This window comes from Kordiimonas aestuarii, assembly GCF_025574465.1.
GTDB lineage: Bacteria > Pseudomonadota > Alphaproteobacteria > Sphingomonadales > Kordiimonadaceae > Kordiimonas > Kordiimonas aestuarii.
In genome coordinates, this window is record NZ_JAOBPP010000021.1 from 1,232,628 (window position 1) to 1,246,137 (window position 13,510).

A 13,510-nucleotide genomic window follows, 5' to 3' on the forward strand; every position below is an offset into this window, starting at 1 on the left:
TTTTAGACCCGGAGCCTCGGCTTAAAGCTTGGGAAGCGTTACGCCCCGCTGGCCCTGGTATTTACCCTGCCGGTCAGAATAGGCGGTCTCACACGGCTCATTGCCTTGCAGGAACAGGAACTGGCACGCGCCCTCGTTGGCGTAAATCTTGGCCGGCAGCGGCGTGGTGTTCGAAAACTCAAGCGTCACATGGCCTTCCCAGCCGGGCTCAAGCGGCGTCACATTCACGATGATGCCGCAACGCGCATAAGTGGACTTGCCGAGGCAGATGACCAGCACATCCTTGGGGATGCGAAAATATTCCACCGTGCGCGCGAGCGCAAAGCTGTTCGGCGGGATGATGCACACGTCCGTGTCGCGGTCGACAAAGCTTTTTGGCGAAAAGTCCTTGGGGTCGACAATGACCGAATCGACATTGGTGAAAACCTTGAACTCGGGTGCCACACGCGCGTCATAACCATAGGAGGACAGCCCGTAGGAGATATTGTCCTTCCTCACCTGGCCATCCACAAACGGTTCGATCATGCCGTGTTCCTGCGACATTGTGCGAATCCATTTATCAGACATGATGGACATGGTCGGCGCTCCCCCTTTTATCTCAGCTTACTCACTGCGTTGACAGGCGCCAGCTGGCGCATTTCCCGCATTAGTAAGGCAATCCTTGAGGGCGAACAAGCACCAATCTACAAGATATTGGGGGTGGAGGAGTTTTATTGGCGTGGCGGCACAGCGCGCGCTATTCAGCTGTTGCCGGACGGTGTGCTTTTACGGTCCCGCGCCTGTTCCTTGCGCTTTCGCAGGTTGGCGCGCAGGGCTTCGGCCAGCCGTGCCTGCTTCTCGGCGTCATGCAGCTTGCCTGGATCCTGTTTGATATCGGTCGTTTTGTCAGCGTCTTTGCCCATGGTGTGAATAGATGCCGCAAAAGGCGAGGCCTTTTCAAGCGATAAATGTTAGGCTGTGCGCGGCACATTCGAGCCGAGCGGCAAAATTATTGCTGTTTTGGCTTGCATCAAATGCCCGCCTGTGGCAATAGCCCCGGCGTGCGGCGCACCATCGCCCGCGCCCATATGGTGACGCTGCTGTAGCTCAGGGGTAGAGCACTCCCTTGGTAAGGGAGAGGCCGGGAGTTCAAATCTCCCCAGCAGCACCATTTTTCCCTCATTTCCAATATTTGTATGTCGCCTGCACCTCTTGCGAGCTTGTAGTTTTCTGCGTTCCGTGAAACACTCACATACGCGATAGCATTTTTAAAGCACGGGCATCGCAGCGCCCACACTTGGGCGGCACACGGGGGTGTATTTTTATATTTGTTGTTCTCTGGCTTCGTTTTCGGGGCCGGCTCCGTCCTTGTTCCGGCACTACTTCCCGTGCGATTGGGGAGCGAGATCATGACCACCTTTACCGTTGATACCATATCTGGCAGTGCAACCGACGCCTACGGCGGCGGTAACCTTGCCTCCGAAAGCGCGGACGGCCTCGGCCTGTCGCTCCTTGAGGCCATCGGCCTCGCGCAGGACGGCGACACCATCGTCTTCGACGCGTTGCTGAGCGGCGATACAATCACCGATGCGGTCACCTATGAAATCGACAACTCCATAACCATCAACGGTGATATCGACGGTGACGGTACGCCCGATATAACCATTGATGCCAATGGCTATAACACCTTTTTGTTCGAGGTTTATTCGTCGGGCACCGATGTCACGCTGAATGGCCTGACCATTACAGGTGTAGATGGGGGTATCGCGGTCTATGCTGGCACCGGGACCGACCTGACGATCAGCGATAGCGTCATCACCGGCAACACTGCCATCACACCCGGTATTGTTTCAAACGGGGCCGATGTCACCCTTGATGGTGTACGCGTTGAGGGCAATATGGCGATAGGGGCGGTTGTCGATATTCGCAATGGCACGGTCTCGATCACGAACAGCAGCATCAGCGGCAATACGGGTGACGGTATGCTGCTGGACGCCAATACTGTGACGGCCTTTGACGGCGTGACAATTGCAGACAACACTGACAATGGCCTGCGGGTCGAAGACATGACCCTGACCATCAGCAACAGCGTGTTCAGTGGCAATGGCACCGTCGAGTTGAGCATCCGGTCCGACGCATTTGTAACGCTCGAGAACAGCATCCTTGCTGGCAGCAACACGGCGGTCTCCTTTATCGGCAGCGGCCAGGTCCTGACCTTCAGCGGCACCAACGTGCTGGATGACCTGTCGCAGCTTTATGCAGGTGACAATCCGACGATCGAAAGCGACCTCAGCGAGATTTTTGACAGCCTCTCGGGCGACGGCGGCGCGCTGACCCTTTATACCCTGCCGTCGGGCGCGCAGGTTTACGTGGCACTTTCAAACCCGGACGGTGTGGCATCGGGCCTCGGGCCTGCCTTCGCACCTACAATCGGCGGTGACATAGCGGACAGCATCAGCGAAAACGACACCTCTGTTTCCGGCAGCCTGACGATCAGCGACCTGAACGGCGCGGCGCATGAGCAGTTCAATAACGATACGATCACCGGCAGTTATGGCGAGATGGACATCGCGGCGAACGGTGACTGGACCTATACGGTCGATACCGTGAATGCGACGGTGGACGGCATGAATGTGGGCGACGACCTGACGGACATTATCACCGTCAGCTCCGCCGACGGCACCACGCAGGACATCACTATCACCATTGACGGCGCGAACGATGATGCCACCTTCACCGGAACGATCGCGGGCAACGTGGACGAGGGCGACGTGGGCGACGCGCCAGTTACCGCGACCGGTTCCGTGACGGTGGTCGATGTGGACGATGACCCCGCCCCAACATTGCCGGATGTTGCCAGCACAGCGGGTGATAACGCCTACGGCAGTTTTGCGCTGAGCGCGGGCACCTGGACCTATACGCTGGACCAAAGCGCGGTGCAGGACCTCGACGCAGACGACACGGTCGCGGACACCATTACCTATACCGCGTCGGACGGCACAGCCACCCAGCAAATTACAGTAACGATCAACGGCGCGGAAGACGCGTCTGAAGTGAGTGGCACCTTCAGCGGCGACGTGAACGAAGGCGATTTGGGCGATAGCGCAGTGACCGCAAGCGGCAGCCTGACCATCAACGATGTCGACGCCGATGATAGCCCCAGCTTCAGCGATCAGGGCGCGACCACAGGCGACAACAGTTATGGCACTTTTGCGCTCACCTCCGGCACCTGGACCTACACTTTGGATGAAAGCGCGGTACAGGACCTTGATGCCGGTGACATGGTGACAGACACCATCACCTACACCGCGTCCGACACAACCACGCAGCAGATTACTGTCACCATCACCGGCGCCGATGATGCATCTGTCATCTCGGGCACATCCGCGGGCGCGGTGACAGAGGGAGACGTGGGCGATGCGGCAGTCACAACAGCGGGTAGCATTACCATTAATGATGCCGACGCTGACGACGCGCCAATCCTCTCGGACGTTGCGTCCACGGTCGGTGATAACGCCTACGGCAGCTTTGTACTCACCTCCGGCACCTGGACGTACACCCTTGACGAGGGTGCAGTGCAGGATCTCGACGCGGGTGACACCGTCACAGACACCATCACCTTTACGGCAAGCGACAGCAATACCCAGCAAATTACGGTGACCATCACGGGTGCCGATGATGCTTCTGTGGTCAGCGGTACCTTCTCGGGCACCATCGTGGAAGGCAGCGGCACCAGAACGTCCGGTACGCTCAGCATTTCGGACGTGGACGCGGACGATAGTCCAGGTTTTGCCGACGTGGCTGCAGTTGCTGGCGACAACGCTTATGGCCAGTTTGTGCTGACATCAGGCACGTGGACCTATGTCGCGAACGAGGATGTGCTGGCGGAACTCGGAGACGGCGCAACCCTGACAGACAGCTACACCTTCACGGCAACAGACAGCACCACGCAGGTTGTTACCGTGACCCTCAGCGGTGGGGAAAGCCCGCCTTCCGCCCCGCGCCTCGCCAGTGACGGCGTGCGCGAGAATGAGGCAGGCGCTTTTGTCGGCCAGCTTTCTGCGACCGACCCGGACGGCGCCGATGTCAGCTTCTCGGTCACAGATGCGCGCTTCAGGGTGGAAGGCGACAGCCTCTATTTGAATGAGGATGTCACCCTCAATTTTGAGAGCGGTGATGAGATCGCGGTGCGGGTCTACGCTGAGGACAGTCATGGCCTGCGCACCAGTGCGTTCCTGCGTTTCGGTGTGATCGATGTGCGGGAAAGCGTGATGCTACCCGGCACAAGTGCTGCCGACACGCTGACCGGCAGTGATGAGGCTGATGGCATCTGGGCACGTGGCGGCAATGACCATGTGTTCGCTTTGGGTGGCAACGACCGGGTTGGTGGCGGCGCGGGTGATGATACGCTTGAGGGCGGCGACGGCAATGACAGCCTGTGCGGCAGTGAGGGGAGCGATAGCTTGCTTGGCGGCGCGGGCGACGACACACTTTATGGCGGCGTTGGCGACGACGTGGCCATCGGTGGGGCCGGCGATGACGTGCTGTGGGCCGGTGCCGATGATGACATGCTCACGGGCGGGGTTGGCGCAGACCAGTTCATCTTCGGCGCGGTCAGCGGCAATGACATGATCACCGACTTTGATGTGGATGATGATACCCTCAACCTGACGGCGCGCGGCTTTGCCGATGTTGCTGCTGTAGAGGCCGCAGCGAGCGATGGTGTGCAGGATGGCGAAACCGGCCTTTTGATCAATCTGGGCGGTGGTGAAAGTGTCTTTCTCGGAGGGCTCAGCGTTGCCGATATGAGCGTCATGAATATTGTGACTTAGCCTTTCACAATCGTCAGGTCGGTCTTCAGTTCATGTACACATTTCTCCGCCGTATTGCCAAGAAGGGCGGCGCGCAGACCCGTGCGCCCGGCGCCAATCAACAGAGCGTGAAGCCACTCGTTCGGGCCTCATGTTCAAGCAGATATGCCTTGGCCTCAAGCCCGCCGGCAAAGCCCGTGAGGCAACCCTGTTTGCCCACCAGTCGGTGGCAGGGGATGATGACCGAAAACGGGTTCAGCCCGTTTGCGCGCCCGACTGCCCGGCTTTTGGCGCGGTCACCAAGAGTGATGGCAAGGTCTTCATAGGACATGCGCCTGCCATGGGGAATGCGTGTCAACGCTTGCCAAACCGACTGCTGGAACGGTGTCCCAACGGATGCCAGCGGCAAGTCAAACACAGTACGTTTTTTGCAAAAATATTCACCCAGTTGACGAGCGGTGTCCGTGAGTACGGGGTGCCCATGCGTTTTGGGCAGGTTGTTGATAACCGCGCGGGTGCCTGCATCCTCAAGATCGCGCTGCCATAAAACGGCGTGGAGCGCGCCTGCGTCCGCCACCAGATACATCACGCCGACAGGGCTGGTGATAGACTGGCATACAGCGTCGTGAGCCAGGTTTTTAAGGGCGGAAATTCTCAACGGCTGTTTCCCGGGTTGACGAGGGGCGGGTTTGAATCGTCGCGAATTGCGGTTGCCGGGTCAAGGGCTTTTGCTGCGGGTTGACCTGTTTACATAGTTGCCTGCGTTGACGGGTGTGAGGGAATGCGTGTCATTACTGCTCGCGCCTGGCGCGAGGTTGATTTATAATCCGTTAATTATAAAGCATTATGATTGAGCGCAGGTGGAGGGCTAAACGATTTCTCAGTCGAAACACAGGATGGTAAGCTTAAAGCTGAAACACATGCTTGTTGCGGCGTTTGTTCTGGTGGCGGTGGTGCCGCTTGTTATCAGCTTCGAGTTTCTTATGGGCAGTGTTGCCCAGCACCAGCGGACACAAATGGAAGGCAAGCTGTCCGCCCTATCGCTCATTGCGAAAAAACGGCTTGTGACCGCTGTGAACCGGGTCAGGGACAATACGGCGCTACTTGCCAGCCGAACCCTTTTCCGCGAAAGCCTTGCCCGTTGGGACGATGAGGACGACGGTGTGATGAAAGAGCGGCTTGAACGCTCGTTGCGCGCTGCAAATGCCGGTCTTGTACACCTGAACTCGCTTATGATTGCGGATGCCGATGGCCGGATTGTTGCGTCTGACACGATTGGCCCACCGGTATTTCCCGATGTGGCGCTCCCGGTGACGGAACCATGGATAAGGCTTGTGAAGCAGGATGGGCTTGTCCTTAAAACCATATATCCTCTCGTGCACGACGATGTCATTGTCGGTTATGTCAGCGCGGATTTTGGCGCGGATTTTCTGCTTGATCTTGTTGGTGACCGCACGGGACTGGGCGAAACCGGCGAATGGCTGTTTGCGGTAAGGGCGGAAAATGGCGATGCGCTGTTCGCTGTGCCGCTGAAATATGATCCGGCTGCTGCCTTTCAGCGTCGGGTGGGGCATGACAGGCTGGATGTCCCTATCACGCAGGCTCTTCTGGGCAATGAAACGATTCTTGAGGATGCTCCGGACTATGTAGAGCGCCCTGTGCTCGCGTCCACGCGCTATATTTCCGAGCTTGATTGGGGCCTGGTGGCCAAAATCAATGAACAGGAAGTCAGCGCACTGGTCGCAGAGGCGCAAAGCTTTTATGTGATTCTGGTGCTCGTGCTGGTGGCGATCGCGACGCTCGCGGGCTACGGCATTGCGCTATATATCGCGCGACCGGTAGACCGGTTGAAGCGGCAGGCGGATCAGTTGACGCAGGGCGACTTCGCCATCAAGCCGGTGCGTGGGGGTTGGCGTGAGGTGAGTGATCTGTCAGACGCCTTTGGCACCATGGCGTCCTCGTTGTCGCAGCTGAATGAGAACCTCAACAGTCTGGTTGAGGAACGCACAAACAAGCTTGATGCAGCCTATCAGGAGCTTGAGCTCAAGAATGCGGCGCTTGACCACGCGGTGGTGGAGGCGCGGGCTGCCAATGAGGCCAAGTCTGAGTTTCTGGCGAATATGAGCCACGAAATTCGCACGCCGATGAATGGCATTATCGGCACCACCGGGCTGTTGCTTGATACTGACCTTTCACCAAAACAGCATAGCTTTGCCGAGACCACTATGCGCTCGGCGGAAGCCTTGCTGGAACTGATCAATGACATCCTTGATTTCTCCAAGATCGAGGCGGGCAAACTTGAGCTGGAAGAAATGGATTTTGATCTCCAGCAATTGCTGGAGGATGTATCGGGGCTGATCGCCCCAAGGTGCAGCGAAAAAGATGTGGAGCTCCTTGTCAGGCTCCCACTCGAGACCCAGCGCTTTTTGAAGGGGGATCCCGGACGGCTGCGTCAGATCCTGCTGAACCTGATGGGGAATGCCGCCAAGTTTACAGAGGCAGGTTATATTCTGCTCACCACTACATCCAGCACAGAAGCCGACGGCCGCATACGCCTGCATTTCGAGATTGAAGACACAGGCATCGGGATACCGAAAGACAAACAGGCCGTGATCTTCAACAAGTTTGATCAGGCGGATATTTCCACCACGCGGCAGTATGGCGGTACGGGTTTAGGCTTGTCTATCTGTCAGGAGCTGATCGCCCTGATGGGCGGCGCGATCTCGGTATCAAGCAAAGAAGGCACGGGAACAGTGTTCCGTTTTAACGTCTATATGGCGCGGGCTGACAGTATGGCGGATCGTTTGATGCCAGACGTGGATGAGTTGAAGGGGCTGAAGCTTCTGGTGGTCGATGATAGCCGGGTTGCGCAGGAAATAGTGGCCGAACAACTTGCGCCGTACGGCATGGTCGTTGAAATGGTGTCGCGGGCCAAAGCCGCTCTTGAGCGACTGGGAGCCGCCAAGGCGGAAGGACATGCGTTTGACCTGTTATTGACTGATTATTGCATGCCGGAAATGGATGGTCGTGCCCTTGTGCAGGCCGTGCGCGATGACCCGGCGATAGGCTCAATGCCGATTGTGCTCGCGACGTCGTCGCCCAAGAAGGGGGACGGCAGCTTCATGCGGCAGATTGGCGTGCGCGGATATCTCACCAAGCCGCTTTTCCCAGGGGAAATTGAAGCTGTTCTTGCCACAGTATGGAAAAAACGCAATGAATCCGAGGCTGGTGCAGACCTGGTAACGCGCTACTCTTTCCGCAAGCACGAAAAGAAAAGTGACGGGCCGGTCAGCTTCAGGGGCGCGCAGATTCTGCTGGCTGAGGACAACCCGGTTAATTGCATGGTTGCCACCAATATCCTGAAGAGGCACGATTGCCTTGTCACCCCGGCAGGCAACGGTATTGAAGCGGTGGAGCAGATTAAGAAGCGGCGCTTCGACCTGATCCTGATGGATTGCCTCATGCCCGAGATGGACGGTTTCGAAGCGACTCAGGCAATCCGCTCCATGGAAAGCGATACGGGCGCGCGGCGTACCCCCATTATTGCCTTTACCGCAAATGCCATGGAGGGAGACCGCGAACAATGCTTGAAGGCCGGGATGGATGATTATCTCTCCAAGCCCGTACAGCCCGAAGAGGTCGTGCGTGTGCTTAATCTTTGGCTGCAGCCTGATACGGACAAGGGTGCAAAGCTATAATCTCCTAAGCAATTGAAATATAGTAGCTATAGCTTATAGTATCCCTATGTGCGGCCCAAAATGCACACCGGAGGGGATAGGCGTGCTTCAGTCTTGTCAGCAAAATTTTAGTCCGGTCAGGCGCTGAGATGCTCGCGGCGATTGAGGCTGGCGGCACCAAATTTATCTGCGCGGTGGGCGGTGCTCACGATGACATCTGGGCGCAAAAGACGATCCCCACCAGTACACCGGATGAAACCCTTTCTGCCTGCGCGCGCTTCTTTCAGGACGCACAGGTGCGTTTTGGTGTGATCACGGGGCTCGGCATCGCCAGCTTCGGCCCGCTGGACCTCACCCGCAGCGCAACCTATGGCTCGCTACTCGCAACCCCCAAGTCCGGCTGGGCGGGGACCAATTTTGCCCACTATTTTGGCCATCAGGTTGGCGTGCGGGTGGCGCTGGATACCGATGTGAATGCCGCCGTGCTGGCGGAGGCCCGCGTGGGCGCGGCGCGCGGTGCGCGGGACGCGGTCTATATTACCGTTGGCACGGGCATTGGCGTGGGGGTGATGTCCGGCGGCCAGCTTTTGCACGGCACCTTGCACCCGGAGCTGGGTCATATGCCGGTGCCACGCGCACATGGCGACGAGAAATTTGAAAGCCAGTGCCCTTACCACAGCGACTGTGTGGAAGGCCTGGCGTCGGGCCCGGCGATTGCCATGCGGGCATCGATGCCGGCGTCGATCCTGCCGTCGGACCATCTGGCATGGCAGGCGGAGGCCTATTATCTGGCGCAGTTGTGCCGTACCATCACCCTTGCTTACGCGCCAGAGCGTATCATCATCGGCGGGGGTGTGATGGCCCAAAAAAGCCTGATCGGCAAGGTGCGACGCGAGGCGGAACGCCTGATCGCGGGGTATGTGCCTGTCGCCACCCGAAGCGGCGGGATGGAGCGCTATATCGTCGAACCCGCGCTTGGCAAAATCTCCGGCCTTGTCGGGGCGTTTCTCCTTGCGCAGCAGAACAAGCCAACGGGCGGGCGGTAGGCGTGCCCTATCCGGGGTATTTTTCCTGCATGTAGGCCAGCGCCCGTTCGATCATTTCCTCGATGACCATCATGTCCACATCCGCCAGCTTGTTGATATATAAGCAGGATTTTTCGGTTTTGTGTTTACCGAGGCGTGCTAGCAGGTCGTCAGTGTCCGAGAAGCCTGGCATGATATAGAGAACAAGGGATGTCTTGCGCGGGGAGAAGCCGATGCGACACATGTCCCCTTCGCGGCCACTTTCATAGACATAATGATAGCTGCCAAAGCCAACGATGCCGGGCCCCCACATCCGCGCGCTGTGGCCACTCATGCGTTCCATCAACTCCAAAATGGTGATGGCGTCCTTGCGCCGGGCTTCCGGGCTGACACCGCTCAGGAATTCAGCCACGCTGGCATCGGTCTCCCGGGTCTTGTTTTCAGCCATCTCATCCTCCCGTGCTGTGGTGCCATGGTAGCTAAAAACAGCGGATGTGTCCGCGAAATTTGATCGCAGCTGTTGCAAACCGGCGCGATATGGCCTTTTCTCTAGCCACAAGCCAGGGAGCCGCATCACACATGGGCGAACGTGTCGTCATCATCAAAAACCCGATCTCCGGCGGGGGCAAAGGGCCATTTATCAGTGCGGTGGCTGAGCGGCTTTTGCGTGGTGGCCAGCAGGTGACCATTGTGCCCACTGAAGGCCCGGTGCATGCAAGTAAGATCGCGGAAGAACTGGCAATTGCCGGCGAGGTGGATGTGATCATCGCGGCGGGCGGTGATGGCACCATCCGCGAAGTGGCTGAAGGCGCTTTTGGCCACGGTGTCGCGCTGGGCATTATTCCGGCAGGCACGGCCAATGTGCTGGCGCGCGAGCTTGGGTATATGCCCCATGGGCGCATTGGTGCGCGCCATGTCTCTGATGTGCTGCTATCGCGGTCCCTGAAGGACCTTTATCCGTTTGATGTGCATTTTGGCGGCGAAAACCACATGGGGGTGTGCTGGCTGGGTGCTGGGTTTGACGCCCGGGTGCTGGAGTATGTCTCCCCCGCGCTGAAGGCCAAGGTGGGGCGCATGTCCTTTGTACCGGCGACGTTCAAGGCGCTTTGGCGTGAACGCTCGGCGAACAGTATCAGTTGGACAATGGAAGGCGGTGGCGCGGGTCATGCATACTGGGCGGTGATCGCCAATATACAGCGCTACGCTGGCCCGTTTATCCTGACGCGCCAGACAAGGGTCAACAGCCCAGGCCTTGCCTGCCTGATGATGGAAGGCAAGGGGCCTCTGGCACGCGCCGTGGACCAGATCGCGCTGTTGTTCGGGCGGCTCGACCGGCGCGCAGGCATCCGGCAACTGGGCAATGGCAGCCTGAGCCTTGGCGATGAGGATACGCCCCTGCAGCTTGACGGTGATTTTATCGGGTATGGCGGCGCAACCATTACCCCGCGCCTGGTGCCTATCGCCTTCCGCGCGCATGTTTGACCTGAAAGGGTAGGGCAGCGCTATTGCGCTGCCCCGGTTGTCACAGGTGATGCATCTGCATCTGGCCATCAGGTGTACCCTTGAGGTTCACTGATGTACCGTCGGTGTTTATCATCAGCCTGACCCGCAGGCGGGTTAGGTTGAGGGCCGCGCTGGTCCCGATCGCCACAGGCGCGTCAAACTGGATCTTGATCCGCCACACAGGGCCTCCGTCGGTTTTCTCAAGCCCCAGTATGGTGCCCGCAAAATTGCCGCCACGATAGGTACCGCCAACGCGGTCCCCCACATGGAAGGCAAGCCTGTGTGCCGCGTTTTGTTCCTCGCTGTGTGGCCGGGCCGGGTTACCTGCGGCCGCAAGCGTGGCCGACAGTGTGTTCCAGTCTCGCATGCCATCTTCTTTTGCTACGGCTTCAAGGCTTTGGGCGTGGGTGATGGGTATATCTTGCGATGCCAAATAGGATCGGAGCCGTTTGGCACGGCTCTTGGTATGTTTGAGTATGTCACTCATGGTTCGCCTTTCCGCGAACGGCACAGTCATCAAGCGGGGCCCGCGTTGCCGCCCGGTGCCGCTCATGGGCTTTGGGCGAACAAAATGTTCCGAGGCCTTCACCATGCATATGCGCGGGCGGCAGGCGGCCTCTGCCTTGTGCGCTTTTTGTCATGGGCCGCGCGGCAGGTCAAGAAGCATATGCTGACTTGGCGTCGTGAAAACCCGGTGCTAGTCTGCCGCCACAGGACAAGGGGGAGGATATCTTGCGAACATCATCAATGAGCTGGCTGCGTCAGCTTGGGCCGGGTCTTTTATTCGCTGGCATGGCGATTGGTACCTCACATCTGGTGCAGTCCACCCGAGCTGGGGCCGTTTTTGGGCTTGGCCTCGCGGGGGTGATCCTCCTTGCCAATATCGCCAAATATCCCGCGTTCCGCTTTGGCGCGCAATATGCCGCTGCCACCGGCGAGACGCTGATCGCGGGCTACCGGCGTGTAGGGCTTCTGCCGCTTCTGTTTCTGATGGCGGTGTTTGTTTTTGCACACGGTTTTGCGGTGGCCGCCATATCGCTGGTGACGGCAGGCATGCTGAAAGCGGTGTTGGGAGTCAGCCTGCCGCTGATGCCGACCATCGCGCTGGTGCTGGTTGGCTGCACGCTGTTTCTGGGGCTCGGGCGCTATAAGCTCTTGGAACGGGTGAACCGCGTGTTCATGGGGCTACTGACCACCGCAACCCTGATCGCCACCGTGCTGGCGCTGCCGAGCGTGGACTGGTCCCTGTACCCCGAAACCGCACCGTCCTTCGACCTGACGGCTTTCCTCTTCATCGTAGCACTTGCGGGCTGGATGCCGACACCCATTGAAGCTTCGGTGTTCTCGAGCCTGTGGACATTGGCAAAAAAACAAGCTGGCGGTACCGTTGTGCCCGAGGACGAGGACGCGCGCAAAGCTGCTGTGCATGACGCCGTGTCCGACTTCAATGTCGGCTACATTGGCACCACCATCCTTGCGCTGTGTTTCATGTTGCTGGGCGCCGGGGTCATGCACTCAAGCGGCGTGATCCCGGAAGACACGGCACCCGGTTTTGCAGCCCAGCTTGTGGCGCTTTATGCCGGTACGCTGGGTAGTTGGTCCGCGCCAGTCGTGGGTTTTGCAGCACTCACCGTGATGTTCACCACGGCGATTACGGTGCTGGATGGCCTGACGCGTGCGCTTGTTGTCAGCTGGGCGACACTTCGAGCGGTGCCGGAAGCCAATACGCAGGCGGGCACTGGCCGAGCCTATATATATGTGCTGATCGGCCTTGGCGTGGCCGCCATGCTGCTGATCGGCTTTTTCATGCAGGGCTTCCGGGCCTTCATTGATCTCGTGACCTCGATCGCTTTCCTCACCGCGCCCGTGTTTGCCTATCTCAACCACCGGGTGATGATGCAGGATGCGGTGCCGGACATGGCCAGGCCAAAAGGTGTGATCAGGCTATGGAGCTACGCCAGCATCATCACGCTTGCGGTGTTTGCGCTAGTTTATATCTGGCTTCTGGTGGGCTAGTGGTCAATCGACCACCCGCACCAGTTGGCGGTCGAAATATTTCAGCAATTGGCTGAGATCCTTGCCGCGTTTGAGGATCTGGCCATCCATGCCCATGATGCGCCACATGCCCTGCTGCTTGGCCAGCGTGGGTTCCTTGATGATGCGATACAGCGGCATTTCGCTTGCACGGCGGAAGATCGAGAACATGGCCTCGTCGCGCAGGTGGTCGATCGCATAATCGCGCCATTCGCCCGCCGCGACCATGCGGCCATAAACATTCAGGATTTTGGTAAGTTCGGGCCGGTTGAAATATACGATTGCATTTGCTTGCCTGCCGCTGCTGCGTGGCAGGCCTCCCCCGAAAAGCGGAATATAAGACGCTTCGTCCATGCACTCCTCTACGGCCCGAAGGTGGGCACTTCCTCTGGCCCCATTGTGCGGCTTTTCGCGCGCCAAGGCAAGCCGCGAGATCACCCCTTGATTCGCCTTGACGAGTGATTACATGAGTGAGACTATA

The 13,510-nt window shown here is 58.6% G+C and carries 11 protein-coding genes and 1 tRNA gene; 6 read left to right on the forward strand and 6 right to left on the reverse strand.

From position 1 onward, the window contains the following. Window positions 1–21 precede the first annotated feature (21 nt). Together dcd and OEU85_RS18205 are read right to left on the reverse strand one after the other, a co-directional pair. Entirely contained in the window at window positions 22–576 is a 555-nt protein-coding gene (dcd, locus tag OEU85_RS18200) for a dCTP deaminase (RefSeq protein ID WP_262692957.1), read from the reverse strand. Between the two features lie 164 nt (window positions 577–740). After that, window positions 741–902, reverse strand: a complete 162-nt coding sequence (locus OEU85_RS18205; protein WP_262692958.1) for a hypothetical protein — start codon at window positions 900–902, stop codon at window positions 741–743. A gap of 173 nt (window positions 903–1,075) precedes the next feature. Here OEU85_RS18205 and OEU85_RS18210 point away from each other — a divergent pair. Next, window positions 1,076–1,150, forward strand: a tRNA-Thr gene (locus tag OEU85_RS18210). Window positions 1,151–1,388: 238 nt separating this feature from the next. Beyond that, window positions 1,389–4,811 carry a beta strand repeat-containing protein gene (locus tag OEU85_RS18215; RefSeq protein ID WP_262692959.1) on the forward strand — a complete coding sequence of 1,141 codons (3,423 nt, stop codon included), beginning with the start codon at window positions 1,389–1,391 and terminating at the stop codon, window positions 4,809–4,811. A gap of 97 nt (window positions 4,812–4,908) precedes the next feature. Here OEU85_RS18215 and OEU85_RS18220 read toward each other — a convergent pair whose 3' ends face one another. Continuing rightward, the gene (locus OEU85_RS18220; RefSeq protein WP_262692960.1) at window positions 4,909–5,448 is read right to left on the reverse strand and encodes a methylated-DNA--[protein]-cysteine S-methyltransferase; all 540 of its coding nucleotides are present in this window, start codon (window positions 5,446–5,448) and stop codon (window positions 4,909–4,911) included. Window positions 5,449–5,710: 262 nt separating this feature from the next. On the opposite strand from OEU85_RS18220, the gene OEU85_RS18225 reads away from it, so the two are divergent. Beyond that, a complete protein-coding gene (locus tag OEU85_RS18225; RefSeq protein WP_262692961.1) occupies window positions 5,711–8,488 on the forward strand; it encodes a response regulator in 2,778 nt (925 codons plus the stop codon). A 128-nt stretch (window positions 8,489–8,616) separates the two neighbouring features. Continuing rightward, window positions 8,617–9,513, forward strand: coding sequence for an ROK family protein (locus tag OEU85_RS18230; protein ID WP_262692962.1), 897 nt, complete (start codon window positions 8,617–8,619; stop codon window positions 9,511–9,513). Between the two features lie 7 nt (window positions 9,514–9,520). Here OEU85_RS18230 and OEU85_RS18235 read toward each other — a convergent pair whose 3' ends face one another. Further along, window positions 9,521–9,940: a DUF1801 domain-containing protein gene (locus OEU85_RS18235; RefSeq protein ID WP_262692963.1), complete on the reverse strand. Its 420-nt coding sequence runs from the start codon at window positions 9,938–9,940 to the stop codon at window positions 9,521–9,523. A gap of 131 nt (window positions 9,941–10,071) precedes the next feature. On the opposite strand from OEU85_RS18235, the gene OEU85_RS18240 reads away from it, so the two are divergent. After that, window positions 10,072–10,974: a diacylglycerol/lipid kinase family protein gene (locus OEU85_RS18240; RefSeq protein WP_262692964.1), complete on the forward strand. Its 903-nt coding sequence runs from the start codon at window positions 10,072–10,074 to the stop codon at window positions 10,972–10,974. 40 nt (window positions 10,975–11,014) lie between these two features. On the opposite strand, the gene OEU85_RS18245 is transcribed toward OEU85_RS18240, so the two are convergent. Then, the gene (locus tag OEU85_RS18245; RefSeq protein WP_262692965.1) at window positions 11,015–11,482 is read right to left on the reverse strand and encodes a glyoxalase superfamily protein; all 468 of its coding nucleotides are present in this window, start codon (window positions 11,480–11,482) and stop codon (window positions 11,015–11,017) included. Between the two features lie 245 nt (window positions 11,483–11,727). Between OEU85_RS18245 and OEU85_RS18250 the strand changes: the two genes are divergently transcribed. Next, window positions 11,728–13,011, forward strand: a complete 1,284-nt coding sequence (locus OEU85_RS18250; RefSeq protein WP_262692966.1) for an NRAMP family divalent metal transporter — start codon at window positions 11,728–11,730, stop codon at window positions 13,009–13,011. Between the two features lie 3 nt (window positions 13,012–13,014). Here OEU85_RS18250 and OEU85_RS18255 read toward each other — a convergent pair whose 3' ends face one another. Further along, a complete protein-coding gene (locus OEU85_RS18255) occupies window positions 13,015–13,383 on the reverse strand; it encodes a DUF2794 domain-containing protein (RefSeq protein ID WP_262692967.1) in 369 nt (122 codons plus the stop codon). Window positions 13,384–13,510: the final 127 nt, after the last annotated feature.